General features: G+C 62.8%; 22 protein-coding genes. 7 read left to right on the top strand and 15 right to left on the bottom strand.

The window, feature by feature from the left end:
* Nucleotides 1-18: 18 nt before the first annotated feature.
* The gene (gene motA, locus H1204_RS26765) at nt 19-888 is read right to left on the bottom strand and encodes a flagellar motor stator protein MotA (protein ID WP_180731514.1); all 870 of its coding nucleotides are present in this window, start codon (nt 886-888) and stop codon (nt 19-21) included.
* Between the two features lie 525 nt (nt 889-1413).
* Nucleotides 1414-1719, bottom strand: a complete 306-nt coding sequence (locus H1204_RS51550; protein ID WP_243468680.1) for a hypothetical protein — start codon at nt 1717-1719, stop codon at nt 1414-1416.
* Between H1204_RS51550 and H1204_RS26760 the strand changes: the two genes are divergently transcribed.
* The gene (locus H1204_RS26760; RefSeq protein ID WP_243468679.1) at nt 1699-2529 is read left to right on the top strand and encodes a Fic family protein; all 831 of its coding nucleotides are present in this window, start codon (nt 1699-1701) and stop codon (nt 2527-2529) included. The genes H1204_RS51550 and H1204_RS26760 overlap by 21 nt on opposite strands.
* A 2-nt stretch (nt 2530-2531) precedes the next feature.
* Here H1204_RS26760 and H1204_RS26755 read toward each other — a convergent pair whose 3' ends face one another.
* From H1204_RS26755 to H1204_RS26730, 6 genes are all read right to left on the bottom strand, one after another.
* The gene (locus tag H1204_RS26755) at nt 2532-3389 is read right to left on the bottom strand and encodes a DUF2242 domain-containing protein (protein ID WP_180731512.1); all 858 of its coding nucleotides are present in this window, start codon (nt 3387-3389) and stop codon (nt 2532-2534) included.
* A gap of 184 nt (nt 3390-3573) precedes the next feature.
* Nucleotides 3574-4686: a hybrid sensor histidine kinase/response regulator gene (locus H1204_RS26750; RefSeq protein WP_180731511.1), complete on the bottom strand. Its 1113-nt coding sequence runs from the start codon at nt 4684-4686 to the stop codon at nt 3574-3576.
* Nucleotides 4683-5318, bottom strand: coding sequence for a chemotaxis protein CheB (locus H1204_RS26745; protein ID WP_180731510.1), 636 nt, complete (start codon nt 5316-5318; stop codon nt 4683-4685). The genes H1204_RS26750 and H1204_RS26745 overlap by 4 nt, the downstream gene beginning before the upstream one ends.
* 41 nt (nt 5319-5359) lie before the next feature.
* Complete coding sequence (locus H1204_RS26740) at nt 5360-6208, bottom strand: CheR family methyltransferase (protein ID WP_180731509.1); 849 nt, start codon at nt 6206-6208, stop codon at nt 5360-5362.
* Between the two features lie 19 nt (nt 6209-6227).
* Nucleotides 6228-9704: a response regulator gene (locus H1204_RS26735; protein WP_180731508.1), complete on the bottom strand. Its 3477-nt coding sequence runs from the start codon at nt 9702-9704 to the stop codon at nt 6228-6230.
* Between the two features lie 328 nt (nt 9705-10032).
* Nucleotides 10033-10344 carry a DUF4148 domain-containing protein gene (locus H1204_RS26730; RefSeq protein ID WP_180731507.1) on the bottom strand — a complete coding sequence of 104 codons (312 nt, stop codon included), beginning with the start codon at nt 10342-10344 and terminating at the stop codon, nt 10033-10035.
* A gap of 224 nt (nt 10345-10568) precedes the next feature.
* Between H1204_RS26730 and H1204_RS26725 the strand changes: the two genes are divergently transcribed.
* The gene (locus H1204_RS26725) at nt 10569-11618 is read left to right on the top strand and encodes an asparaginase (protein ID WP_180731506.1); all 1050 of its coding nucleotides are present in this window, start codon (nt 10569-10571) and stop codon (nt 11616-11618) included.
* 35 nt (nt 11619-11653) lie between these two features.
* On the opposite strand, the gene H1204_RS26720 is transcribed toward H1204_RS26725, so the two are convergent.
* Entirely contained in the window at nt 11654-11905 is a 252-nt protein-coding gene (locus H1204_RS26720; RefSeq protein ID WP_180731505.1) for a hypothetical protein, read from the bottom strand.
* 259 nt (nt 11906-12164) lie between these two features.
* Here H1204_RS26720 and H1204_RS26715 point away from each other — a divergent pair, with 259 nt between their 5' ends.
* Complete coding sequence (locus H1204_RS26715; RefSeq protein WP_035538213.1) at nt 12165-12893, top strand: FadR/GntR family transcriptional regulator; 729 nt, start codon at nt 12165-12167, stop codon at nt 12891-12893.
* Between the two features lie 27 nt (nt 12894-12920).
* Here H1204_RS26715 and H1204_RS26710 read toward each other — a convergent pair whose 3' ends face one another.
* Nucleotides 12921-14663, bottom strand: a complete 1743-nt coding sequence (locus H1204_RS26710; RefSeq protein WP_180731504.1) for an IlvD/Edd family dehydratase — start codon at nt 14661-14663, stop codon at nt 12921-12923.
* A 483-nt stretch (nt 14664-15146) separates the two neighbouring features.
* Between H1204_RS26710 and H1204_RS26705 the strand changes: the two genes are divergently transcribed.
* The 4 genes from H1204_RS26705 to araH all read left to right on the top strand — a co-directional run bounded on the left by H1204_RS26705 (nt 15147) and on the right by araH (nt 19823).
* Complete coding sequence (locus H1204_RS26705; protein ID WP_180731503.1) at nt 15147-16076, top strand: Gfo/Idh/MocA family oxidoreductase; 930 nt, start codon at nt 15147-15149, stop codon at nt 16074-16076.
* 92 nt (nt 16077-16168) lie between these two features.
* Nucleotides 16169-17173, top strand: a complete 1005-nt coding sequence (locus H1204_RS26700; protein ID WP_180731502.1) for an arabinose ABC transporter substrate-binding protein — start codon at nt 16169-16171, stop codon at nt 17171-17173.
* A 25-nt stretch (nt 17174-17198) separates the two neighbouring features.
* On the top strand, nt 17199-18758 hold the full coding sequence (gene araG, locus H1204_RS26695) for an L-arabinose ABC transporter ATP-binding protein AraG (protein ID WP_243468678.1): 1560 nt from the start codon (nt 17199-17201) through the stop codon (nt 18756-18758).
* A 48-nt stretch (nt 18759-18806) separates the two neighbouring features.
* The gene (gene araH, locus H1204_RS26690; RefSeq protein ID WP_007735812.1) at nt 18807-19823 is read left to right on the top strand and encodes an L-arabinose ABC transporter permease AraH; all 1017 of its coding nucleotides are present in this window, start codon (nt 18807-18809) and stop codon (nt 19821-19823) included.
* 42 nt (nt 19824-19865) lie between these two features.
* Here the strand turns inward: araH and H1204_RS26685 are convergent, their stop codons facing one another.
* The 5 genes from H1204_RS26685 to gsiB all read right to left on the bottom strand — a co-directional run bounded on the left by H1204_RS26685 (nt 19866) and on the right by gsiB (nt 25232).
* A complete protein-coding gene (locus H1204_RS26685) occupies nt 19866-20690 on the bottom strand; it encodes a M55 family metallopeptidase (protein WP_180731501.1) in 825 nt (274 codons plus the stop codon).
* Nucleotides 20687-21748: a P1 family peptidase gene (locus tag H1204_RS26680; protein ID WP_180731500.1), complete on the bottom strand. Its 1062-nt coding sequence runs from the start codon at nt 21746-21748 to the stop codon at nt 20687-20689. Before H1204_RS26680 ends, H1204_RS26685 begins: the two co-directional genes overlap by 4 nt.
* Nucleotides 21745-22650: a glutathione ABC transporter permease GsiD gene (gene gsiD, locus H1204_RS26675; RefSeq protein ID WP_180731499.1), complete on the bottom strand. Its 906-nt coding sequence runs from the start codon at nt 22648-22650 to the stop codon at nt 21745-21747. Before gsiD ends, H1204_RS26680 begins: the two co-directional genes overlap by 4 nt.
* A gap of 7 nt (nt 22651-22657) precedes the next feature.
* Nucleotides 22658-23578: a glutathione ABC transporter permease GsiC gene (gsiC, locus tag H1204_RS26670; RefSeq protein WP_180731498.1), complete on the bottom strand. Its 921-nt coding sequence runs from the start codon at nt 23576-23578 to the stop codon at nt 22658-22660.
* Nucleotides 23579-23669: 91 nt separating this feature from the next.
* Entirely contained in the window at nt 23670-25232 is a 1563-nt protein-coding gene (gene gsiB, locus H1204_RS26665; RefSeq protein WP_042304463.1) for a glutathione ABC transporter substrate-binding protein GsiB, read from the bottom strand.
* Nucleotides 25233-25242: the final 10 nt, after the last annotated feature.

Below are 25242 nucleotides of genomic sequence, written 5' to 3'. Positions count from 1 at the left end.
TCTCCTTCTCCGCGCGCGTCAGGCCGACTTCGGCATCTTGGTGGCGCGCACGGCGTCGTCGAGCTCCTGGAAGCTCGGACGGTCGGCCGTGAACAGCACCTTGCGGCCGAATTCGATGGCGACGGGCGGCGCGTAGCCGGACAGCGACGCGAGCAGCACGGCCTTCACGCACTGATACGGCTTGGCTTCCGCGCGGCCCTTCGCGTTGAGCAAATCGGCAACAGGGCCGATGAAGCCATACGCGAGCAGAATGCCGAGGAACGTGCCGACCAGCGCGCCCGCGATCATCTCGCCGAGCACGGCGGGCGGCGCGCCGACCGAGCCCATCGTGTGGACGACGCCCATCACGGCCGCGACGATGCCGAACGCGGGCAGGCCGTCAGCCATCTTCTGGATCGCGTTCGCGGCCACCGACGATTCGGCGTGATGCGTCGCCAGTTCTTCGTCCATCAGGTCCTGCATTTCGTGTACGTTCACGTTGCCCGTCGCCATCATCCGCAGATAATCGACGATGAAATCGAGCAGATGATGGTCCTTCAATACGTGCGAATACTTCTGGAAAAGCGCGCTTTCTTCCGGCGCATTCACGTCGGCTTCGAGCGCCATCATGCCTTCCTTACGTGCTTTCTGAAGCAGCTCGTAAAGCAGCGCAATCAGTTCGAGATAAACCTCTTTCGAATAACTGCCGCCCTTGAAGCATCCGGGCAAAGCCTTGATGGTTTTCTTCAATACCGAAACGGGATTGCTGACGACGAACGCGCCCATTGCCGCGCCGAAAATACACAGCAGTTCGAACGGCTGAACCAGCGCGGGCAAATGGCCGCCCACTCCCACGAAGCTCCCGATCACAGAGCCGAGAACCAGCACCCAACCAATAGCGACAAACATGGACCCTCTCCAATTTTTAGCAACGTGCGGCACGCAATATGAATCGGCAGGTTTTACTGCCTCAAATTGCGTACCGTTTTGTTAATTCCGTGAAGGTGGTAACGGCTGGATCGATGCTGCGCTTAAGTGCGGGCAAAACCCAATCGGGAAAATATTTTCGATTATTCGATTTATATCGATGCTTCGGTCGTTTTTACTACGAACGTTTTTACCGATCGATGATTTAAAACAGATATTCGTTCGCGGTCGGCAAAATGGTTGAAATCTTGAGTGCGGCGTGAAAATAAAAATTGCCGCGTGAATGGTAAAACTGTCGATCAAGTTACGGAGAAACAGGGACGTGCACGCGGCAGTTCAGCCCGCAGCGCGAGTTGAGTACCGACTCATGATTTGAGTCGATTAGGCGTGCAATCGCCTCAAAGTGGGTTACACTGTTTTCGACTCACAATCCGAGTCGATTAGAGCCCGCAATCGCCTCAACGCATCAACACCATGTCACCAACCCGATCTCTCATCTGGAAAGTCTCATCGTGGCCAGCCATGCACTACGACGCTGTTCGCGTCGGCGGCGAGGTGGCCCGCGCGCGCAGAGCCCAGGGCGTCGTTGAAGGCAAGCTGGCGGGTCTTGGCTTCGAGCAGCGTCTCGAACTTGCCGCCGAGGCCTGGAGCCAGGATGCAGTCGCGACGGCGGCGATTGAGGGCGAACGCATCGACCTCACCGCAGTACGGTCGTCCGTGGCACGGCGGCTCGGTGTCGGGAATCAGGATGGCCCGATTGCGCCCCGAAGTGTCGAAGGCCTTCTCGACATCATGGATGACGCCGTGCGGCAACGGGAAGCGCCACTCACGCACGATCGATTGTGTGCGTGGCAGGCGGCCCTCTTTCCGACGGGCTACTCAGGCATGGTCAAAATTCTCGTAGGCGCCTACCGCGAGCATGCCGAGCCGATGCAAATCGTCAGCGGGAGCGTCGGACGCGAACAGGTCCACTACGAGGCTCCGTCATCAGCGGACATTCCGGCCGAAATGCAGAAGTTCGTGGACTGGTTCAACGCAACGACCGAACACGACGATCTCGTCAAAGCGGCACTCGCTCACCTGTGGTTCGCGACGATTCACCCCTTTGAGGACGGGAATGGCCGCATTGGTCGAGTGCTTATCGACCTCGTGCTGGCGCGCGACAGCGGTGAAGTCAGCCGCCTGATTCGTACCTCACAGCGCCTGCTCGACAAGCGACGCGACTACTACGCGCAACTCGAGCGCGCTCAGCATGGCGAGCTGGACGTGACCGAATGGGTGCTGTGGTTTGTGGAACAGGTGCGAGTGTCCTGCGAAGAGGCGTCCAGTGTCGTGGACGCCACGCTTGCTAAAGCCATTTTCTGGATGAACCATCAGGACAAGGTACTTACGACTCGACAGCGCAAAGTCGTCAACCTTCTGATCGATGCCGGTCCCAACGGCTTCGAAGGGGGCATGAGCACCCGGAAGTACGAGAGCGTCGGCGGCACCTCGCGAGCCACAGCGTCGCGTGAACTGATCGAACTCGAGGACATGGGGCTACTGTGCAAGGTCGGTGCCGGTCGCTCGACGCGCTATTACCTGAACATCCCTGGGTGGGGACGGGCGGACACGACCGCGTAAGTTCACTGCGCCAAGGCCGCCGCATCCGAAGCCGGCGATTCAATGATCGCAGGCGTGCTGTCAGGCGAAGCGGCGGCGGCTTCGTGCGCGTGCGTCGTCGCGGAGACGGGCGTTGCCGAAGCAACCGGCGTCGCTGCCGCTGCAAGCGGTGTGGTCTGTTCCTTCGAAGCCGCGGGCATGATGACGGGCGCCGCGTTGCCGCCCGTGGACGACATCGGCGTGACGACCAGCGCCGGCGCGGGAGCGGGCATGGGCAGCGGCGTCGCTTCGACGGTATTGCCGGGCACAGGCACGCTGCGCACCACGTTCGCCAGATAGTGGCTGATCAGATTGAAGAAGCCGTCGTAGAACTTGCCCGACTGGATGGTTTCGCTCGATATCTTCACCATCGCGTCGCTGTTCTGGCGGATCGGCAGCGACAGCGAGCCGAGCACGCTCAGCCCGACGCTCGCCGACGTATCGCTCTTCTTGAGCGCGTAGCCGCTCTGCACCGCGTTCGCATAGACGATGCTGCTGTTGGTCGCGTCGTCGCCCGCCGTGCAGACGATGTGGAATTCAACGGTGAAATGCGAGTCGCTGGCGGGCTGGAAGTTCTTGCTGGCGTCGACGGTATCGGGGCGCACCAGCGTCGTCATGTAGCCCTGGCTCAACAGCGCGCGGCGCGCGCCTTCGCAGGCTTCCGTGCTCGTCACCTGAAACGTGCGCGTGTACGGACTCGCGCCACTGCTGACGAAGTCTTCCTGCAGCTTCGCCTTGGGCGGCGTCGAGCACGCGGCGAGCGCGGCAAGCACGGGCAGGGTCAACGCGAGAGCAATACGGGAAGGGCGGCTGGACATGATGAAGAAGCGGACAACGGGCATCGGACGGCAAGCATTGTAGTGCGGTTTGATGGCAAGCCGTTATTACGTCGACTGAGCACCGCACGCGCCGGGGCGGCGCGTGAAACGGGGCGCGGACGCTTGCCCAAGCCGCGCAAGGCGCGCGCGCCGCTGGCGCATCTCTTACGAAGTATTTCGCGCGCGGCCTGCCGGCCGTCGCGCCGTGTCAGAGCACCCAGCTTTGCGCGGTGCGCGGCAGTTCGACCGTAAAGACAGTGCCGACGATCTCGTCCGATTTGCCCGTCACCTTGCCGCCATGCATGCGCACGATCTTGTCCACGATGTGCAGCCCGAGGCCGAGCCCTTCGCGCGAGCGCTCGCCCACGCCGTTCGAGCCGAAAGCCTCGAACAGATGCGGCAGCATCGCGGGCGGAATCGCGCCGCGATTGCTGATAGTCAAGCGGAGCCGGTTCGGCTCTTCAGCATTGAGGTCGACTGTGATCGGGCTGTCGCGCTCGCCGTGATGCAATGCATTGCTGATCAGATTCGAAATGGCCTGCCACAGCAGGTCGGTGTCCCACGTGCCCGTCGTATTGCCGCGCGAAGTGAATACGATCTGGCCGGCGCGCTCGTGCGTCGCGAACTCTTCGATCACGCCGCGGCACAGCGCTGCCAGATCACTTGCACGCGGCTGTAATTGCATGCGGCCGCCTTGCAGGCGCGCGAGATTGAGCAATTGATGCACCATCCGCGACATGCGCATCGTGCTGTTCCTGATGCGGCCCGCGACAGTCGCCGATTGCTCGTCGGCGGCGTTGCGCACCAGAAATTCAGCCGAAGCGAGCACCGTGCCGAGCGGCGTGCGCAGATCGTGGCCGAGCACGGCCATCAGCATTTCGTTCGCTTCGAGCAACTGGCGCGTGGTCAGCAGTTGATCGGCGAGTTGCCGCTTGTGCTGCTCCAGCTGCACGAACACATCGACCTTCGATTGCAGGATGCGCGGGTCGAACGGCTTGTGCAGAAAGTCGACGGCGCCCGCTTCGTAGCCGCGAAACGTGCGCGACGCGTCTTCCGCCGTGGCCGTCAGAAAGATGATCGGCACGTGCGACGTGCGCGGGCTGCCGCGCATCAGCGAAGCAAGCTCGAAGCCGTTCATGCCGGGCATGTTGACGTCGAGGATCGCGAGCGCGGCTTCATGCTTGAGCAGCAGGTCGAGCGCGGCCGTGCCCGAGTTCGCGACCAGCAGCTCGATCCCCGGACGCGCCAGCAGCGCTTCGAGCGCCGTGATGTTATGCGCGATATCGTCGACGATCAGAATGTTGACGGGTGAGTTCCTCATGTCATCGTTCTAGTGTGAGGCGGCAAACCGGCGAGCCGCCGGGCCATCAGGGTTGGAGAAAGCACTTCGTCGACGGCGCCGCGCGCGATGGCCGCGCGCGGCATCGTCGCGGAGACAGCCGTTTGCGGGTCCTGCACCCACGCGAGGCCGCCCATCGCGCGGATCACTTCGAGGCCGTGCGCGCCGTCGTCGTTCGCGCCCGACAGCAGGATGCCGAGCAAGCGCTCGCGGTACACGTGCGCGGCGGATTCGAACAGCACGTCGATGGACGGGCGCGAATAGCGCACCGTCGAATCGATCGACAGCGCGACCGTGCGGTCGTCGTCGATCAACATGTGATAGCCGGGCGGCGCGAGATGCACGCGGCCCGGCAGCAGCGGTTCTCCCGCATCCGGCTCGACGACGGGCAGCGTGCAGCGATAGCCGAGCGTTTCGGCGAGACAACTCGGCGAATTCGCAGGCAGGTGCGAAACGATCAGCACAGTGAGCCCGAACGATGCCGGCAGCGCGGGCAACAGCACGTTCAACGCGTCGATGCCGCCCGCCGACGCGCCGATTGCCACCGCCTCGAACGCGCGCGGTTCCACCGGCGCGGTTGCGCCCAGTGGAGAAGGTCGGCGAGGTGTGTTCATACGCGTCGATCGTTCGTTCGATGTTGAAAGGCACGGGCAGTCTAGCGCTTCTGATAGATGCGCTCGCGCTCGCGGAATTCGTCGAATGCATCGTACTGCGTCGAAAAGCGCAGGCTTTCCTTGCTGCCGAGGCCGAGAAAGCCGCGCCGCACGAGCGTGTCCTTGAACAGCCCCAGCGCGCGATCCTGCAGGCCGCGATCGAAATAGATCAGAACATTGCGGCACGACACGAGATGCGCTTCGAGAAACACTTCATCGGTCGACAGGCTGTGGTCCGCGAACACCACCCGCTCTTTCAGCGGGCCGGAGAAGCGCGCGCCGCTATACGCCGCATGATAGTAATCGGCGAGCGAGCGCTTGCCGCCCGCGGCCAGATAATTGCGCGTGAAGCCCGCGATCCGGTCGAGCGCGTAAATGCCCGCTTCGGCACGCGCGAGCGCGTCAGGGTTGATATCGGTTGCGTAGAAGAGCGTGCGCTCGGTGAGGCCCGCTTCGTCGAACAGGATCTTCAGCGACCACAGTTCCTCGCCTGTGCTGCAGCCGGCCACCCACACCTTGATCGACGGATACGTTTGCAGCACGGGCAGCACATGATTGCGCAGCGCGAGAAAGTAGTCGGGGTCGCGGAACATCTCGCTGACCTGTACCGTCAGGTAGTGAAAAAGCCGCACGAAGTCCGCCTCGTTGCGCATGATCCTGTCCTGCAACTGCGAGAGCGTCGCCACGCCGAACGCTTCGAGCGCTTGCACGAGACGCCGCCGCAGCGAAGACATCGAGTAGTGGCGGAAGTCGTGCTGGTACTTCAGATAAATCGCTTCCAGCAGCAGCTTCAGCTCGATATCGAAATCGTGCATGCGTTGCGGCGAATCGTCGTACGAGATGCGGCTCATGACTGACGGCTCCTCGCGCCTAGCGCTGCCGCAGCCAGACGCGGCACAGCGAGATCAGCTTGTCGACGTCGATGGGCTTGGAGATGTAGTCGTCGGCGCCCGCTTCGAGGCAGCGCATGCGGTCTTGCGCCATCGCCTTCGCCGTCAGCGCGACGATGGGCAGATGCGCGAAGCGCGCGTCGCGGCGGATGTGCGCGATCGCCGTCAGGCCATCCATCTCCGGCATCATGATGTCCATCAGCACGAGATCCACCTCGCGTCCGGTGTTCAGCGCTTCGAGCGCTTCGCGCCCGTTGCGCGCGATTTCGAGCTTCGCGCCGAGCGGCTCCAGCACATGCGACAGCGCGAAGATATTGCGCACGTCGTCTTCCGCAAGCAGGATGGTGCGCCCTTCGAACTGGTTGTCGCGCTGGCGCACGGTACGCAGCATGCGCTGCTGCTCAGGCGCAAGCGACGACTCGACGCTATGCAGGAACAGCGTCACTTCATCGAGCAGACGTTCGGGCGACTTCGCGCCTTTGATGATGATCGATTTCGAGTAGCGGCGCAGCCGGTGCTCTTCGTCGCCCGACAACATGCGGCCCGTGTAGACGATGACGGGCATCGCCTGATGCGTGACGTCGGCGGCGAGCTGTTCGAGCAGATCGTAGCCGGTGCCATCGGGCAGCGCGAGGTCGGTCACGACGCAATCGAACAGCGTCGTAGACAGTTGCTCCAGCGCGCCCGCCAGCGTCGCGACGGCGACGATTTCTGTGGTGTCGCTCTGCAGCAGCGCGCGGATGCTTTCGCGCATCGCCGCATCGTCCTCGATCACCAGCACCCGCTTCATGCGCTGTTGCAGGCGCGTCTCCAGCCGCCGGATCGCGGCTTCGAGCGTGGTGCGCGCCGTGGGCTTCAGCGTGTAGCCGACGGCGCCCAGATGCAGCGCTTTTTCAGCGTGATCGGTGGCGGAGACGATGTGAATCGGAATGTGACGCGTGGCGGGATCGTTCTTCAGCCATTCGAGCACCGTCAGCCCCGAGCGGTCGGGCAGGCCGACGTCGAGCAGCACGGCCGTCGGCTGCATGTCGCGCACGAGCGTGAGGCCCGTCGTCGCATCGGTGGCATGGACGAAGTCGAATTCGAGTTCATGCGTGAGGTCGCGCAGGATTTCGGCAAAGACGAGATCGTCTTCAATCGCGAGAATCAGGCGGTTTTCGTGGCGGAGGTTGTCTCGGTCGTCGCCGATCGTCGGCTGCGCGTTGCCCGTCTGCACGGACGCGGCGTTGGCCACGGGCGACGGCGTGGGCTTGCTGCGCACGGGCAGCGTCAGCGGCTCAGTCACCTGCGTTGCGCGGGACTGCGTTTCGGCGGGGCCTTGCAGCGGCAGCCATAGCGTAAACACGCTGCCCTTGCCGGGTTCGCTCGCGACGCTCACGCGACCGCCCAGCAGCCGCGCGAATTCGCGCGAGATCGACAGGCCGAGGCCGCTGCCGCCATAGTGGCGGCTCGTCGAGCCGTCCGCCTGCTGGAAGGCTTCGAAGATCAGTTCGAGCTTGTCGGCGGCGATGCCGATGCCCGTGTCGCGCACGTCGAAGCGCAGCGTACCCGCGTCGCCGGCGGCGACTGTCAGCGCGACTTCGCCGTGCTCGGTGAACTTCAATGCGTTCGACAGCAGATTGCGCAGAATCTGCGTGACGCGCTGGCCGTCGGTGACGAAGGCCTCCGGCACGCCGGGCGCGCGCTCGACGGAAAACTGCAAATGCTTCGCAGCCGCCATCGGCTCAAACATTTCACGCAGCGATTGCAGCATCGAGTCGACGGGCACCGTTCCGCTTTCGATCGCGATCTGTCCGGCTTCCACTTTCGACAGATCGAGAATGTCGTTGATCAGCACCAGCAGATCGCTGTTCGACGCATGAATCGTTTCCGCGTAGCGCACCTGTTCTTCTGTCAGGTTGCCACTGCGGTTCTCCTGCAACAGCCGCGCGAGAATCAGCGAACTGTTCAACGGCGTGCGCAGTTCGTGCGACATGTTCGCAAGGAACTCGGACTTGTAGCGGCTCGACTGCTCCAGCCGCGCGGCGTTCGCGGCGAGTTCGTCCTGCGCTTCGAGCAGATCGGCCTTCTGACGCTCCAGGCGCTTCGCGTAGTCTTCGAGCTGTACATTGGTCTGCTCGAGTTCCGCCTGCTGCGCTTCGAGCCGCGATTGCGATTCGACGAGCGCGCGGCCACGTTCTTCGAGCCCTTCGTTCGACACACGCAGTTCTTCCTGCTGCACCTGAAGCTCTTCATTCAACTGCTGGGTTTCGGCGAGCGCATCCTGCAGACGCTCGCGATACAGCGCGGCCTCGATGGAGTCGCCCATGCTGTTCGCGATCAGTTGCAGGAACTCGTGATCGCGCGGTGCGATGTTGCGCATGAAGCCGAGTTCGACGACGCCGTTCACGATGCCGTCGTTTTCGATAGGCAGCACGACCAGATTGCGCGGCGGGCTCATGCCCGTGCCCGAGACGACTTTCACGTAATCGTCGGGGACGTCGTGCAACACGAGCGTGCGGCGCGACACGGCCGCCTGACCGATCAGGCTTTCGGCTTCGCGGAACGTGCGCGCCGCCTGTTCGCTTTCCTGGCTGAAGCCGTACGTGGCGATCCGTTTGAGACTGCTGGTCGCGCGGTCGCGCACGTACATGGCCGCGACCGCGACGTCGAGATACTCCGCGAGAAAGTCGAGTATCGCGCGGCCGACGAGAGGCGAACTCGACTGGCCGACGATCTTCTCCGCGAGCAGGCGCTGCCCGGAGCGCAGCCATACCTGTTGCTGCAAGACTTCCGTGTGCTCGGCCTGGCGCGCGAGCACGCCGTCGTACGCCTCGGACAGATTCACCAGATCGCGCCGCCCGCGATAGGCGATGAAGCCGCTGATCGACAGGCTGAACAGCAGAAAGACGCCCACCAGAATGGAAGTGACGCTGCGCGCGTCGCTGGAGCGCTGTTGACGCAGCGCTTCTTCGACGGAGAGAAATTGCCCGAAGAGCCGCCGCGTTTCGTCGAACTCGATTTTGCCGCGTCCGCTCTTCACCTGTTCCGTGTAGTCGAGGTTACGCCGGCGCAGATCGATCATCTCCTGCGCGAACTGGTCCCAGCGTTGCTGCACGCCGCGAATGCGTTTGAGCTGCTCGACCTGGGACGGATTGTCGGAGACCAGCTGCATCAGCGTGTTGATCTCCGTTTCGAAACGCGGCTGACCCAGCTGATAGGGCGCGAGGAAAGTCTCGTCGCCCGTAATCAGGAAGCCGCGCAATGCCGACTCACGGTCGACGGCAAGCCGCAGCATTTCATTCGCGTTGCCGATCACGCGCTCCGAATGCTCGACCCAGCTCATCGTGTTGACGAGATAGGCGATCAGCGCGATGAACAGTGCCATCGTGACGACGCCGAGCGCGAGCGGCAGCGCGATATTGCGGCGAATGATGCGGCGAAAACTGATCTGATCGACAGCGGCGGAAGCGGTCAATTTTTCTGCGGTGCCGCCTGGCGCGTGTGATGGATTCGGCATTTTTGACTGGAGAAAACGTTGGCGTCTGTAGTTGTAGCCGGAATGTGCGACTGCACGGCCATGCCCAGATTGCTGCGATGCAATTCGTTGTATGGACAAGCGTTGGAAAGTATCACATAGCGTAAAGCGTTCGTGGAACAGGACGCTGAAACGGCGGCGGCCGGACAGAAAGTGAGCGCTTAGGGAGGACTGGCGGGAAGGGAATAACAGCGACTATCGATACTGCGAAAACCGGCGCGGCCGCACGCTGAAAACGCCACGCGCGGCCGATTCAATCGAACGATGTTTATTGGCTCGCGCCCGCGCCAATACCTGCCTTTTTCTGCGCGTTTTGCAAATCCTGCGGGTAGTTCGGGTCGTTCGAGCGGCCAGGCTGGTAGCCCGCGTCTTCGAGCTTCTTCAACTCGGCGTTCTTCTTCGCGCGCGCTTCCTTGCGGGCCTGCTTTTGCTGCTGCTTGGTCGGCTTCGCGGCGGAGGCGGCCATGCCCGCCGCGCCCGTATCCGTCGACGTATCGTTCTGCGCAAATGCCGGCGCAACCGCACCGATGCCCAGCGAGGCCGAGGCGAGGAGGACGATCAGTTTTCTGGCGATGTGCATTTCTATTCTCCTGTCGTAATGGCTTTACGATCGATTCCGCTTGCGCGGCCTGATGCGGATAAACCCGGTTGGATGAACCTGGTCGGATACCCCGGCCCGATGCAGCCGGGCGCCGGGTGAATCCAATGTACTCGACACGCACGTATCGCGCCTGGCAGGGTTGTAGAATCCGACGGCATGCACTGCCGTTGCGCAGACCGAACCCAACGCACAAGGAGACCGGGATGTCCGTTGCTGCAACCGTCTATCGCGGCGATGTTGTCGAGAACACGCATATCGCACATGTGGCCGTCGTCGATACTGACGGAGCGCTGCTGTATTCGTGCGGCGACCCGTCGCGCGTCACGCTGGTCAGGTCGGCAGCGAAGCCGGCTCAGGCGCTCGCCGTCGTCGAGTCGGGCGCGCTCGAGCGCTTTGGTTTCGACGACGCGGACCTCGCGCTGATGTGCGGCTCGCACAGCAGCGAAGATCGACACATCGAACGCGTGCGGCACATGCTCGCCAGGTCGCAGGCAACGGAAGCCGATTTGCGCTGCGGCGGCCATCCGCCCATTTCGGATGCCGTCTACCGCGAATGGATCAAGCGCGATTTCATTCCGGGCGCCGTGTGCAGCAACTGTTCGGGCAAGCACGCGGGCATGCTGGCGGGCGCGCGAGCGATCGGCGCGGCGCTCGCCGACTACCATCTGCCGGAGCATCCGTTGCAGCAACTCGTGAAGCGCACGGTTGCCGACGCCTGTGATCTGCCCGACGACGGCGTGCAATGGGTTGTCGACGGCTGCAATCTGCCGACGCCCGCGTTCCCGCTCGACCGTCTCGCGCGTCTTTACATGAAGCTCGCGCGGGCCGCCGACGGGCATGTGTCGATGGATTCGAAAAGAGACGCGGCGCTTGCGCGCATCTTCCGTGCAATGACGGGCTACCCGGAGATGGTCGCGGGCGAAGGGCGGTTCTGCACCGCGCTGATGGGCGCATTCAAGGGCGCGCTGGTGGGCAAGGTCGGCGCGGATGCGAGCTATGCGATCGGCGTGCGCGCGTCGGCGCAGACGGTGAAGCTCGGCGCGAAGGGCGCGCTCGGCATCGCGGTGAAAGTGGAAGACGGCAACTCGACTATCGTCTACGCGATCGTCGCTGAATTGCTGGCGAAGCTTGGCATCGGCGACGAAGCCGAGCTTCGCGCGCTCGACGATTTCCGTTTGCGCGCCATGCGCAACACGGTCGGCCTGGAAACGGGCCGGGTCGAAGTGGCTGTGCCGCTCGTCAGAGCGGGCTGAGCACGACTAGCACGTTGGCACGTCGATGAGCGCGGCTAGCTCGACGACTGGCTGCCGCTGTCGTTGTCGTTGTCAGGCGGATCGAACATCGCCTGGCATTTCGGCGACAGCTTGTCGTAGTGCTGCTTCATGCACGCTTCGATCTTCTCCCTGTTGGGAATATGGATCGCGCAGAACTTGATCGCGTCGTGCTTGCAGGCCTTGGTCTGCTCGTCGCGCGTAGCGGCCGTTCCGACGTTCGCCGCCGCCACGCATGCGACCAGCAGAAGTAGCGGTTTGAGCTTCATTGCCGTGGTCCATGTCGAGTTGAATGCACGGGTCTTCCAGACTGCCTTTGAGTAAAGCAGCCCGTCCACAAACGATCAAGCAAAAAACGAACCTAACGCGGCGCAGCGCACGCATGACGACATCAGGCCGGCGCGATAATGGCAACGTGTCGTGCTGCGTCAAAGCGGAAGGCGGGGCGTGCGCCCCATGCTATGCTTGCACAGCCCGCAACGGGAACGGTACAGCTATCCGCATACGCACGGCCACAACAAATACATCATGGACTACCGGCATCTTCAGAAACGCAAAAGCCTGCATGCGCGGATCGTGCAGGAACTCGGTATTGAGATCGTCAGCGGCAGGCTGGCGCCAGGCGAACGACTGCCCGCCGAAGCGACGCTGTGCGAAAAATACGGCGTGAGCCGTCCCGTGCTACGCGAAGCGACGCGCGTGCTGGTGGCCAAAGGGCTGGTCGTTTCGAAGCCGCGCGTGGGCAGCGTCGTGCGGCCGCGCGAAGAGTGGCACATGCTCGATCCCGATGTGCTCTACTGGACGCTCAACAGCATTCCCGAAGGTGAGTTCTTTCTGTCGCTGATGACGGTGCGCCGCATCATCGAGCCGGCTGCGGCCGCGCTCGCCGCGACGGCGGCAACGGACGAAGATCTGGTGCGGATCGGCTCCGCGTACGACCGCATGGAGCACGCGCAAAGCGCTGGCGATCTGCTCGAACCGGACCTCGAATTTCACCGCGCGATCATGGCCGCGACGCACAACGACATGCTCGCGTATATCGGCAACATGATGTCGCTGGCGTTGTCGGAGTCGATCAAGCTGACGAGCCGCCATCCCGACACGCACGCGCTATCGCTGCCGCGCCATAAGGCGATCCTCACCGCGATCCAGAATCGCGATGCGCTGGCCGCGCGTCAGGCGAGCCTCGTGCAACTGGAAAACGCGCGCGTCGATGCCGACACGATTCTCGGCATCGCCGCGCACAGCCTGAGCTGATCCGCTACGTCGCGTAGCGCGGCGCGTTCAATGCGAATGCGGCGGCACGTCCGCGCCGCGACAACCCACCAGGAAGTCGAAATCGCAGCCCTGATCGGCCTGCAGCACATGGTCGATATAGAGGTTGCGGTAGCCGCTCGCATCGGCGGGATTGCGTTGCTGCGACTCCTTCCATTCGGCGAGACGCGCGGTCATTTCCTTCTCGTCGATATCGACATGCAGACGGCCCGCGTCGCAATCCAGCTCGATCCAGTCGCCGTTGCGCACCACAGCGAGCGGTCCCCCCGCGCGTGCTTCGGGCGCCACGTGCAGCACCACAGTGCCATACGCGGTGCCGCTCATGCGCGCATCCGACACGCGCACCATGTCCGTCACGCCTTGCGCGAGCAGCTTCGGCGGCAGTCCCATATTGCCGACTTCCGCCATGCCGGGATAACCCTTCGGCCCGCAGTTCTTCATCACGAGCACGGAGTCAGCCGTCACGTCGAGTTCGGGATCGGCGATGCGCTTCTTGTAGTCGTCGAAGTTCTCGAACACCACGGCGCGGCCGCGATGCTTCAACAGCGCAGGCGTGGCCGCCGACGGCTTGAGCACCGCGCCGTTGGGCGCGAGATTGCCGCGCAGCACGCACAGGCCGCCGTCTTCGCGCAGCGGCTTCTCCAGCGGACGGATCACTTCGTCGTTGTAGATCGGCGCGTCGATGCTGTTTTCCCACAGCGTCTTGCCGTTCGCAGTCAGCGCGTCGGGATGCGGCAGCAGACCCGCTTCGCCGAGCCTGCGCAGCACGGCGGGCAAGCCACCTGCGTAGTAAAACTCTTCCATCAGAAAACGGCCTGAAGGCTGGAGATCGACGAGCGTCGGCGTGCCGCGTCCGATGCGCGTCCAGTCATCCAGTTCGAGCTTCACGCCGATGCGCCCCGCAATCGCCTTCAGGTGGATCGCCGCATTGGTCGATCCGCCGATCGCCGCATTCGCGCGGATCGCATTCTCGAACGCTTCTTTCGTGAGCAGCTTCGAGAGCCGCACGTCCTGCAATGCCATCTCGACGATACGCATGCCCGACAGATGCGCGAGCACATAGCGGCGCGAATCGACGGCGGGAATTGCGGCGTTGTGCGGCAGCGTGACGCCGAGCGCTTCCGCCATGCAGGCCATCGTCGATGCCGTGCCCATCGTGTTGCAGGTGCCCGCCGAGCGCGACATGCCCGCTTCCGCCGACATGAACTCATGAATCGAGATCTTGCCCGCCTTCACCTGTTCGCTCAGCTGCCACACGACCGTGCCCGAGCCGATGTCGCGCCCCTCATGCTTGCCGTTGAGCATCGGCCCGCCGCTCACGACGATAGCGGGCACGTCGCAACTGGCCGCGCCCATCAGCAGCGCGGGCGTGGTCTTGTCGCAGCCGGCGAGCAGCACGACGGCGTCGATGGGATTGCCGCGAATCGATTCCTCGACATCCATGCTCGCGAGATTGCGCGTGAACATGGCAGTGGGCCGCAGGTTCGACTCGCCGTTCGAGAACACCGGGAACTCGACGGGGAAACCACCCACTTCATACACGCCGCGTTTCACGTGTTCGGCGAGCTTGCGGAAATGCGCGTTGCACGGCGTCAGCTCGGACCACGTATTGCAGATGCCGATGATCGGCTTGCCAGCGAATTCGTGATCGGGGATGCCCTGATTCTTCATCCAGCTGCGGTACATGAAGCCGTTCTTGTCGGCGGTGCCGAACCAGGCGGCGGAGCGCAGTTTGCGGGGTTGGTCGGTCATGGTGTCTCGTTCGGTATTGTTCAAATATAGTAAGACTATATGCGCGGCTTGCTTCGATGTCCATTAGGGCTTACAAGCAAACTTTTGAAAAATCTATTGTCGGCGGAATGTCTTAAATAGCGGGTACGTTGTGCGCCGTAATACGTCATGCACGCTGCTGAAGTTGATAAATAGAATGACTTTTGGGTGTTGTGCATGGGGGAAAACACCAATCACAACGGTTCGACTCCACGCATATAGTTTGGCTAATTCGTCGGCGGCATGTTGAAAGGCGAGTCGGCAGCGTGATGAAAATGAGGAGTCTCAAATAGTGGCAATGTCGGGCAAACGCTTCTTCGAATCCCACGTTGTGCGACTCGCTCCGCAGGTCGACTCGATGTCGAATGCCGCGCGCGTCGATTCATACGAACTCGTGCGCGCGTTGAATACGCTTGCGTTACGCTGAGGCCGCTAACAATCCGTTAGTCCCTCGAAGCTCACTATATGAACAACAGACTTTCCATTGGCATCGTCGGCGTTGGCAAGATCGCGCGTGACCAGCATCTTCCCGCTATCGCCGCGCTCGACGGCTTCGAACTCGTCGCGTGTGCGAGCCGCAATGCGCAGGTCGACGGCGTGCGCAACTACAGGACCATCGAAGAGATGCTGGCTAACGAGCCGCAACTCGACGCCGTGTCGTTGTGCGCGACGCCGCAGGTGCGCTTCGATCAGGCGCGCGTCGCGCTCGAAGCCGGCAAGCACGTGATGCTCGAAAAGCCGCCTGGCGCGAGCGTGCATGAAGTGGACGTACTGCGTGCGATGGCGCGCAACGCGGGCCGCACGTTGTTCGCGACATGGCATTCGCGTTACGCGCCTGCTGTCGAAACAGCGCGTGAATGGCTCGCCTCGCGCACGCTGCAGGAAGTGCAGGTGCGCTGGAAGGAAGACGTGCGCCGCTGGCATCCGGGTCAGGCGTGGATCTGGACGCCGGGTGGACTCGGTGTGTTCGATCCCGGCATCAATGCGCTGTCGATCATCACGCACATGCTGCCGCGCGAAGTGATTCTGCGCGAGGCGACGCTCTCGGTACCCGCGAACGTGCAGACGCCGATTGCCGCCGAGCTCGATTTCATCGACGAAGCGGGCGTGCCCGTGCGCGCCGAATTCGACTGGCGTCATGGTCCCGTCGAGCAATGGGAAATCGAAGTGAAGACGACGGACGGCGTGCTGCATCTGAGCGAAGGCGGTAAGAAGCTGTCGATCGCGGGCAAGCCGGTCGAAGTCGGACCCGAGCGCGAGTATCCGTCGCTGTATGAGCGGTTCCACTGGCTGATCACGCATGGCGAGCACGACGTGGACGTGCGCCCGCTGCGGCTGGTGGCCGATGCATTCCTGCTTGGCCGTCGTCACGAGGTCGAGCCGTTTCACGACTAGAGCCTGAGAGAACGCGGGCCTGGTCGTCCCTTTAGACCTGTTTTGCGTCATTCGAACAACCACAAGCAACGACCTGATCCAAGGAGACAAGCATGACCCGTAAGCTTAGACGCCTCACTTTGTCCGCGATGGCCGCCGCGCTGCTCGCAGCGCCGTTCGCCATGCAGATGACCGCGCACGCGGACGCGCCGCTGAAAATCGGCGTGCTCGTGAAAATGCCCGAACAGGCATGGTTCATCAACGAGCAGAAAGCGGCGGCGGCTTTGGGCCAGAAGGAAGGCTTCTCGGTCGTGAACATCGGCGCGCCCGACGGCGAGAAAGTGCTCGCCGCGATCGACAACCTCGGCGCACAAGGCGCGCAGGGCTTCGTGATCTGCCCGCCCGACGTGCGTCTTGGACCGGCGATTCAGGCGCGCGCCAAGCGCTACAACATGAAGTTCGTGACCGTCGACGATCAACTGGTCGACTCGACGGGCAAGCCGCTCGCAGGCGTGCCGCATCTGGGCATGTCGGCGTTCAAGATCGGCAATCAGGTTGGCACGGCGATCACCGACGAAATGAAGAAGCGCGGCTGGAAGCCGGAAGAAGTGGGCGCGATCCGCATCACCGATTACGAACTGCCGACGGCCAAGCTGCGCACCGATGGCGCAACGGAGTCGCTGCTCGCCAACGGCTTCAAGAAGGACAACATCTTCGACGCGCCGCAAAAGACCACCGACGACGAAGGCGGCTTCAACGCAGCGTCGCCCGTGCTGTCGAAGCATCCGAACATCAAGAAGTGGGTGATTTTCGCGCTGAACGAAGAGAGCGTGCTGGGCGGCGTGCGTGCCACCGAGCAACTGCACATTCCCGGTTCGGACGTGATCGGCGTGGGCATCAACGGCGCGGGCGAAGCGTTCGCCGAGTTCCAGAAGAAGGAACCGACGGGCTTCTACGGCACGATCGCCGTCAGCTCGACGAACCACGGCAAGCAGAGCACGCAGAACCTCGTCGACTGGATCAAGTCGGGCAAGCAGCCGCCTGCTGACACGCAGACCACGGGCAAGCTGATGACGCGCGACAACTGGAAGGACGTGCGCACGGAACTCGGAATCTGATGCGGTAGAACGGATGCAAAACACGATGAACGCGAATGACGCCGCCAGCGCCACTAATGCCACTTACGTTGCTCCTTCGGAACAGCCGTTGACGGCGTCCGCCACGCATCTCCAACTCGACGGCATTACGGTCGCGTTTCCGGGCGTGGTGGCGCTCGACAATGTGTCTTTCGACGTGCGCGGCGGTGAAGTGCACGGCCTGATGGGCGAGAACGGCGCGGGCAAGTCGACGCTGCTGAAGGTGTTGTCGGGCGTGAACCAGACGCAGGCGGGCGCGTTGCGCCTCGCCGGTGTCGAACACAAGTTCACGACGACGAAAGCCGCGATCGAGGCGGGCATCGCAATCATCTATCAGGAACTGCATCTCGTGCCCGAGCTGACGGTCGCTGAGAACCTGATGCTCGGGCAGTTGCCGAACCGCTTCGGCGTGCTCGACGAGAAAGCGCTCGTCAAACGCGCGATGACGGAACTGGAGCGGCTAGGTGAATCGATCGATCCGAACACGCAGGTGAAGAGCCTGTCGATCGGCCAGCGGCAGATGATCGAAATCGGCAAGGCGCTGATGCGCGACGCGCGCGTGATCGCCTTCGACGAACCGACCAGTTCACTGTCCGCGCGTGAGACAGAACGGCTCTTCAAGATCATCAATGCATTGCGCGCGCAGGGGCGCGCAGTGATTTACGTCACGCACCGGATGGACGAGGTGTACGAACTGTGCGACCGCGTCACCGTGTTCCGCGACGGCCGTCGGATCGAGACATTCGATTCCGTCGCGGACCTGGATCGCGACCGGTTGATCAGCTGCATGGTGGGCCGCTCGATCCGCGATGTGTATGGGTATCGTCCGCGCCAGGCGGGCGAGGTACAGCTTGAAGCGAAGCAGTTGATGGGGCCGGGGCTTTCCGCTCCGGTCTCCTTCACTGCGCGTAAGGGTGAGATCGTCGGCTTCTTCGGGCTGGTGGGCGCGGGGCGCTCCGAGTTGATGAAGCTGCTCTATGGCGCGACGCGGCCGGCAAGCGGCCATGTCGAACTGAACGGCAAGCGCGTGTCGTTTGCGACGCCGCGCGACGCAGTGCGCGCAGGTATCGCGCTGTGCCCGGAAGATCGCAAGCAGGAAGGCATCGTCGCGATTGCTTCCGTGGCCGACAACCTCAATATCAGCGCGCGCCGGCATTTCAGCCCGTTGAGCTTTTTGCTGAACGGCAAGCGCGAACGCGACCTGACGCGCGAATACATCGACAAGCTGTCGATCAAGACACGCAACACGGAAACCGTGATCGGCACGTTGTCGGGCGGCAACCAACAGAAGGTGATCCTGTCGCGCTGGCTCGCTGAACGCATCGACGTGTTTCTGCTCGACGAACCGACTCGCGGCATCGACGTCGGCGCGCGCGCGGAAATTTACGACCTGCTGTACGACCTCGCCGAAGCGGGGCGCACGGTGATCGTCGTATCGAGCGATCTGGCGGAAGTGATCGGCATTGCGGACCGCGTGCTCGTGATGAAGGAAGGGCGCATCGTCGGCGATCTGCCGAAAGCGCAGGCCACGCCCGATCAACTGATCAAACTCGCTTTGCCGCAGTAATGCAGCGCGCGCAACAACGCACCACGTAGACCACGGAACTGGAAGACCATGCAAACACCGAGCACACGTCCGGCGACCGAGCCGGCAGCCAATCACGCCGCCTCGCCCGGCGCGGCCGCGCACGCGGCGCGCACGTGGGACCTGATCAACAAGTCGGGCATCGTGATGGTGTTCGTCATTCTGTTCGCGGTGCTGTCGTTCGCGGTGCCCGACTTTCTGACGACCCGCAACATGCAGGGCCTGTTGCTGTCCGTCACGCTGATCGGTTCGATCTCCGTGACGATGATGTTCGTGTTGGCGCTTGGCGAAGTGGATTTGTCGGTGGCGTCGATCGTCGCGTTTTCGGGCGTCGTTGCATCGACGCTGATTACGGCGACGCATAGTGTGATGCTCGGCGTCACCGCGGGCGTGCTGGCGGGCGGCGCGGTCGGGATGGTGAACGGCGTGCTGATTGCGCGTTACAAGATCAATTCGCTGATCGTCACGCTCGCCATGATGGAAGTGGTGCGCGGTCTCGCGTTCATCACGTCGAACGGCGATGCGGTGATGATCTCGGAAGAGAGCTTCTTCGATCTCGGCGGCGGTTCATTCCTCGGCATTTCGTTTCCGATCTGGAGCAACATCGTCGGCTTCGTGCTGTTTGGCTTTTTGTTGCGCAAGACGGTGTTCGGCAAGAACGTGCTGGCTGTCGGCGGCAATAGCGAGGCCGCGTTGCTGGCGGGTCTGCCCGTTACGCGTATCAAGATCACCGTGTTCGTGCTGCAAGGGCTGGTGACGGGTTTCGCGGGTGTGATGCTCGCGTCGCGGATGAGTCTCGGCGATCCGAAGACTTCTGTCGGCCTCGAACTGGGCGTGATTTCGGCTTGCGTGCTTGGCGGTGTATCGCTGACGGGCGGTGTCGCGACGATTTCCGGCGTGCTGGTCGGCGTGCTGATTATGGGCTCGGTGCAGGACGCGATGAGCCTGTTGAATGTGCCGACGTTTTATCAGTATCTGATTCGCGGCGGGATTCTGCTGCTGGCGGTGCTGTTCGATCAGTTCCGGCGGAGCAAGCGGCGGGTATGAGGTTGCCGCTTGCTTGAGGTTGCGCTGATCTGCACAGACAGGTCAGCGCAACATGAAGGACATCGCCGACAGGCAATTCAGCGTACGCACCGCATGCTCGACTGACGGCGTAGAAAAGCGCAGCGTCACGCCGTCCACGCGTTCCAGCGAAGGCATCTGCGCAAACAGATCGGCGAGCGCGGTAGTTTGCACGCGCAGTTCGATATCGACGGGTTGGGACTGGAGTCGTGGCGCAACGGCCAGCCCTTCGAACTTCGCGACAACATCCCGCGCTGATTCTCTGATCGCAGCACACGCACGCTCCGGCGTCTGCGTCGCGCCGCTTCCAAAACCCATCGCGTTCTTGGTGACCACGAACGTCGCATCGGGAAATATGGGCCGCGTTTCGTCGGCAAACACATCGTCGCCCGAAAGCAGCACGACGCTCGCGCCATACTCGCGAGCCAGCGCGCCATAAATCCCCGCTTCACCTACATCGCGGCCGTTCATCGTTATGCGCGTGAAGGCAAAGCTGTTGATCGTATGCGCAAGAATGCCGCGGCTTTGCGCCATTGCGTGATAGCCGATCATGAACACGAGTTGCGGCCCGTATTCGAGGCCCGCCATCATGCCGAGCGTTCGCGGCTTGCCGAGTATCACATTGGCGCGCGCGTCGAGCATGTCGGGTAACAGATTACGAAAGCCGCCGTGCGAGTCGTTGACCCAGACGTCCGTTGCGCCGCCCGCGAATGCGCCTTCAATCGCCGCGTTTGCTTCGAGCGTCATCCAGCGTCGCGCGCGTTCGTATTCGCCATTGCCCGCTCGAACCTGCTCGGAATTCACGACGCCTGCCACGCCTTCGATATCGACGGAAATCAGTACTTTCATGTTGTGTGCCGTTTCAACAGGTGTTCGAGATCGCGCGCGGCTTCACGCAACGAAAGACGTGTGTGCGCGTCGCGCCCCGTGACCGAGGTGGCTGACCACAATGCATCGATGATTGCCTGCTCGACGCTATCCGCGCATGCATGAAACAGCGGATCGAGACGCGCATCGCTGAGCAACGGCGGCGTTGCGATGAAATCGCCTTCATGCGGGATTGTCCATGCCGTCGAGAACGCTAGCGCGATATCGCCGCTACCATGACCATAAACCGAACCCGTGCGCGCGAGACCCGCGGCGGCGCGCATCGAGAGGCGCTTGAGCTGGCGTGAATCGAGAGGCGCATCGGTGGCGACGATCATGATGATCGAGCCTTGCTCGGGTTTTGCTGTTGATGCTGGCTGCTTGCGGGCAAACAGTTCGCGCCCAAGCGGAATGCCATCGATCGTCAGCATCGGCAGCCGTCCGAAGTTCGCGAGCACCAGCGCACCGACAGTGAAACCCTTGCCTGCCACATTCGCCACGCGCGAAGCCGAGCCGATGCCGCCTTTCAAATCGAAGCACGACATGCCGCGCCCCGCGCCGACGGAGCCACGTTGGAATCCGGATGCCGCCGCATCGAGCGCCGCGACGTAGTGCTTGTCTTCAACGGCAAGCGCCTGAATATCGTTGAGGTAACCGTCGTTGCATTCGAACACGAGCGGATTGACGGTCGGCCACTTGCGCCCGATCTGCGGATTGCTGGCAATGGCGGCGCGAATCTGCGCCTGCGCGACAGTCGCGACGCCGAACGTATTGGTCAACGCAATCGGCGTTTCGAGCACGCCGAGTTCTTCGACCTGCACGAGTCCGATGCTCTTGCCGAAGCCGTTGATCACGCTCGCAGCCGCAGGCACCTTGTGACGATATGGATCGTCCGGATGCGCACGGACCACGGTCACGCCCGTCTGTATCGGGCCATCGGCGAGCGTGCAATGCCCGACTGTCACGCCGGACACATCCGCAATCGTGCCCAACGCGCCCGCCGGCAACACGCCGACCTGCGGCATCGCAAGCTCAGTCATGGCCGGTCCAGCTTCGGGTCGAGCGCATCGCGCAAGCCGTCGCCGAGCAGATTGAACGCGAGCACGGTCAGGAAGATCGCAAGGCTTGGAAACAGCGCGATATGCGGCGCCGTCACCATGTCGGCTCGCGCTTCGTTAAGCATCGCGCCCCACTCGGGCGTTGGCGGCTGCGCGCCGAGGCCGAGAAACGACAGGCTCGCGGCCGTGATGATCGACGTGCCGATGCGCATCGTCAGATACACGACTACCGACGAAATCGTGCCCGGCAGAATATGCCGCATGATGATGGTCCAGTCCGACGCACCGATGCTGCGCGCGGCTTCGATATACGTCAGCTGCTTCAGCATCAGCGTGTTGCCGCGCACGAGCCGCGCGAACGCCGGGATGCTAAACACGGCGACGGCGGCGATCACGTTGATCATGCCGTTGCCGAGAATCGCGACGATGCCGATGGCGAGCAGAATGCCGGGGAACGCGAACAGCACGTCGGCGACGCGCATCGTGATGCGGTCCCACCAGCCTTCGTAATAGCCTGCGAGCAAACCGAAGAACGTGCCGACGATCGCACCGATCGCCACCGACACGAAGCCCGCCGCAAGCGAAATGCGCGTGCCCGCGACGATGCGGCTGAAGATATCGCGGCCCAGCGAATCGACACCGAACCAGTGCGCAGCCGATGGCCCCGCATTCAGCGCGTCGTAGTCGAAATAGTTTTCAGGGTCGAACGGAACGATATGCGGGCCCACGATCGATACGACGATCAGCAGCAACACGAACACACCCGCTGCGAGGGCGACATGCTGCTTGCGGAACTTGCGCCAGAACTCGGTCCATGGCGTGCGGATCGCGCTTTCGTCGCGGGTGGACGAGACGGCGCGGCTGTTGTCGGCGGTCGTGCTCATGCGGGCCTCACTTGAAACGGATGGTCGGATTGATGACGGCGTACAGCACGTCGACGACCAGATTGATGACGATGAATTCCAGCGAGAACAGCAGCACTTCAGCCTGAATCACGGGGTAATCGCGCATCGCAACGGCATCCACCAGCAGGCGTCCCATGCCCGGCCAGTTGAACACCACTTCGACGACGATCGAACCGCCGAGCAGAAAACCGAACTGCAAACCCATCATCGTGACGACGGGAATCATCGCGTTGCGCAGGCAGTGCTTGATGACGACCCATTGCTCCGCGACGCCTTTCGCTCGCGCAGTGCGCACGAAGTCCTCGTTCAGCACCTCGACGAACGAAGCTCGCGTGAAGCGCGCCATCACGGCCGCGACAGCCGCGCCGAGCGTGATGGACGGCAGCACGTAGCTGCGCCACGAGCCGTCGCCGACAATCGGCAGCCAGCCGAGCTTCACCGAGAACACTTCCATCAGCAGCATGCCGAACGCGAATGCGGGAAACGAGATGCCCGACACGGCGATCGTCATGCCGAGCCGGTCGGGCCACTTGTTGCGCCACACGGCCGACACGATGCCGATCGTCATGCCGAAGATCACGGCCCACACCATGCTGACGAGCGTGAGCATCAGCGTCGGCATGAAGCGCTCGCCGATCTCCGCGGAGACAGGGCGCTTGCTGCGCGTCGAGATGCCAAAGTCGCCATGCGCGGTGCGCATGAAGAAGTTCACGAACTGCTGCGGCATAGGCTTGTCGAGGCCGAGATCGGCGCGCACGAGCGCGACGGTTGCATCGTCGGCTTCGGGGCCGGCTGCGAGCCGTGCCGGGTCGCCGGGCAGCATGTGCACGAACAGGAACACGAGGCCGGCGACGATCACGAGCGTCGGCAGCAGGCCCAGCAGACGTTTGACGAGAAAATTCAGCATGAGAGCGATCCGCTATCGAAAAACGTGGGCGACATGAAGCGAGCGCGCTGGCCTTAACGCAAGAACATCGAGGCCAGCGCTGTGCGAGCGATTACTTCAGCGCGATTTCATCGAAATTGAACGAGCCGTCCGGCGCGACGTACGCGCCCGCAAGCCGCTTGCTGCGCGCGTACACGACCTTCTCCTTGACGAGGAAGAGCCACGGCGCGTCGGCCCAGATGCGCTTTTGCGCGTCGCCATACAGCGCGGCCTTCTGCGTGCGGTCTGTGGTTTCGAGCGCCTTGGTGAGATCGCTGTCGACGGTATCGTTCTTGTAGTACGCGGTGTTCACAAGCTTCGGCGGGATCGACGACGACGCGAGCAGCGGCGTGATGCCCCAGTCCGCTTCACCCGTCGACGACGACCAGCCGATGTAGTACATGCGCACGGGCGCCGTCGCCGGGTCTTGCGCGCTTTCGACCTTCGCGACGCGCTGGCCGGCTTCGAGTGCTTCGACGCTTGCCTTCACGCCCACTTGCGCCAGTTGCTGCTGCACGAACTGAATCGCTTTCTGCGAAGTCGAGTTGTTGTACGCCGACCAGAGCGTCGTCTCGAAGCCGTTCGGATAACCCGCTTCCTTCAGCAGCGCGCGTGCTTTCGCGGGGTCGTATGGCCAGGGGCCGAGCTTCGTCGCGTAATCGACGCCTTCGGGGATCACGCCATCGGCGGGCACGGCGTAACCCGAGAACGCGACCTTCGCAAGCGCTTCCTTGTTGATCGCGTAGTTCAGCGCTTCGCGCACCTTCGGGTTGTCGAACGGCTTCTTCGTCGTGTTCAGGCTGACGTAGCGGTTGATGATCGACGGCGTGGCGATGATGTCGACTTTCGGTTCCGATTGCAGCGCGGCGGCCTGCTCGAACGGAATGCGGAACGCGAAGTCCGCTTCGCCCGTGCGCACGAGCGCGGCGCGCGTGTTGTTGTCGACCACGGGCTTCCAGTCGATTTCATCGATCTTCGGATAACCCTTCTTCCAGTAACCGTCGAACTTCTTCACGGTCAGATCGCCCGCCGGGTCCCACTTCACGAGTTCGAACGGGCCCGTACCGACCGGGTGAAATGCGAGATCCTTGCCGTACTTCTTCATCGCGGCGGGCGAGATCATCACGGCCGACGGATGCGCGAGCACGTTGATGAACGCCGAGAACGGCGCCTTCAGCGTGACCTTCACCGTGTACGGATCGACCACTTCCGTCTTCTCGATGCGGCTGAACATGTTGTAGCGCTTCAGCTTGTTCGCCGGGTCCGTCACGCGGTCGAACGTCGCTTTGACGGCTGCGGCGTTGAAGTCGGTACCGTCCTGGAACTTCACGCCCTGGCGCAGCTTGAACGTGTAGACGCGTGCATCGGGGCTCGCCTCGTAGCTCGTCGCGAGCACGTTGACCAGCTTCATGTCCTTGTCGAAGCCGAACAGACCTTGATAGAACGACTTCGACACGGCTTGAGAAAGGGTGTCGTTGGCGTCGTACGGGTCGAGCGTCGTGAACGTCGAATCGACGGCCATCACGGCCGTCGTTGCCGCGTGCGCGGCGCCCGACGCGAGCATCGCAAAGACCAGCGCGCCGCTCGTCACGAGCGAACGCAGGCGCAACGGTTGAGAGAAGAGAAGCGTAGTCATCGTTTCAGAA

Origin of the sequence: Paraburkholderia sp. PGU19 (genome assembly GCF_013426915.1) — a bacterium.
Lineage (GTDB): Bacteria > Pseudomonadota > Gammaproteobacteria > Burkholderiales > Burkholderiaceae > Paraburkholderia.
Note: the sequence above shows the minus strand (reverse complement) of the source record. Positions and strands in the feature narration are given on the sequence as shown.

Excerpts from the sequence above, each read along its gene's own strand:
- H1204_RS26730 (WP_180731507.1), bottom strand. The coding sequence starts at position 10,344 with ATGCACATCGCCAGAAAACTGATCGTCCTCCTCGCCTCGGCCTCGCTG.
- araG (WP_243468678.1), top strand. The coding sequence starts at position 17,199 with ATGAACGCGAATGACGCCGCCAGCGCCACTAATGCCACTTACGTTGCT.
- H1204_RS26745 (WP_180731510.1), bottom strand. The coding sequence starts at position 5,318 with ATGAACACACCTCGCCGACCTTCTCCACTGGGCGCAACCGCGCCGGTG.
- H1204_RS26725 (WP_180731506.1), top strand. The coding sequence starts at position 10,569 with ATGTCCGTTGCTGCAACCGTCTATCGCGGCGATGTTGTCGAGAACACG.
- H1204_RS26710 (WP_180731504.1), bottom strand. The coding sequence starts at position 14,663 with ATGACCGACCAACCCCGCAAACTGCGCTCCGCCGCCTGGTTCGGCACC.
- H1204_RS26720 (WP_180731505.1), bottom strand. The coding sequence starts at position 11,905 with ATGAAGCTCAAACCGCTACTTCTGCTGGTCGCATGCGTGGCGGCGGCG.
- gsiC (WP_180731498.1), bottom strand. The coding sequence starts at position 23,578 with ATGCTGAATTTTCTCGTCAAACGTCTGCTGGGCCTGCTGCCGACGCTC.
- H1204_RS26755 (WP_180731512.1), bottom strand. The coding sequence starts at position 3,389 with ATGCCCGTTGTCCGCTTCTTCATCATGTCCAGCCGCCCTTCCCGTATT.
- H1204_RS26760 (WP_243468679.1), top strand. The coding sequence starts at position 1,699 with ATGGATGACGCCGTGCGGCAACGGGAAGCGCCACTCACGCACGATCGA.
- gsiB (WP_042304463.1), bottom strand. The coding sequence starts at position 25,232 with ATGACTACGCTTCTCTTCTCTCAACCGTTGCGCCTGCGTTCGCTCGTG.
- gsiD (WP_180731499.1), bottom strand. The coding sequence starts at position 22,650 with ATGAGCACGACCGCCGACAACAGCCGCGCCGTCTCGTCCACCCGCGAC.
- H1204_RS26750 (WP_180731511.1), bottom strand. The coding sequence starts at position 4,686 with ATGAGGAACTCACCCGTCAACATTCTGATCGTCGACGATATCGCGCAT.
- H1204_RS26685 (WP_180731501.1), bottom strand. The coding sequence starts at position 20,690 with ATGAAAGTACTGATTTCCGTCGATATCGAAGGCGTGGCAGGCGTCGTG.
- motA (WP_180731514.1), bottom strand. The coding sequence starts at position 888 with ATGTTTGTCGCTATTGGTTGGGTGCTGGTTCTCGGCTCTGTGATCGGG.
- H1204_RS26700 (WP_180731502.1), top strand. The coding sequence starts at position 16,169 with ATGACCCGTAAGCTTAGACGCCTCACTTTGTCCGCGATGGCCGCCGCG.
- H1204_RS26680 (WP_180731500.1), bottom strand. The coding sequence starts at position 21,748 with ATGACTGAGCTTGCGATGCCGCAGGTCGGCGTGTTGCCGGCGGGCGCG.
- H1204_RS26740 (WP_180731509.1), bottom strand. The coding sequence starts at position 6,208 with ATGAGCCGCATCTCGTACGACGATTCGCCGCAACGCATGCACGATTTC.
- H1204_RS26705 (WP_180731503.1), top strand. The coding sequence starts at position 15,147 with ATGAACAACAGACTTTCCATTGGCATCGTCGGCGTTGGCAAGATCGCG.
- H1204_RS26715 (WP_035538213.1), top strand. The coding sequence starts at position 12,165 with ATGGACTACCGGCATCTTCAGAAACGCAAAAGCCTGCATGCGCGGATC.
- araH (WP_007735812.1), top strand. The coding sequence starts at position 18,807 with ATGCAAACACCGAGCACACGTCCGGCGACCGAGCCGGCAGCCAATCAC.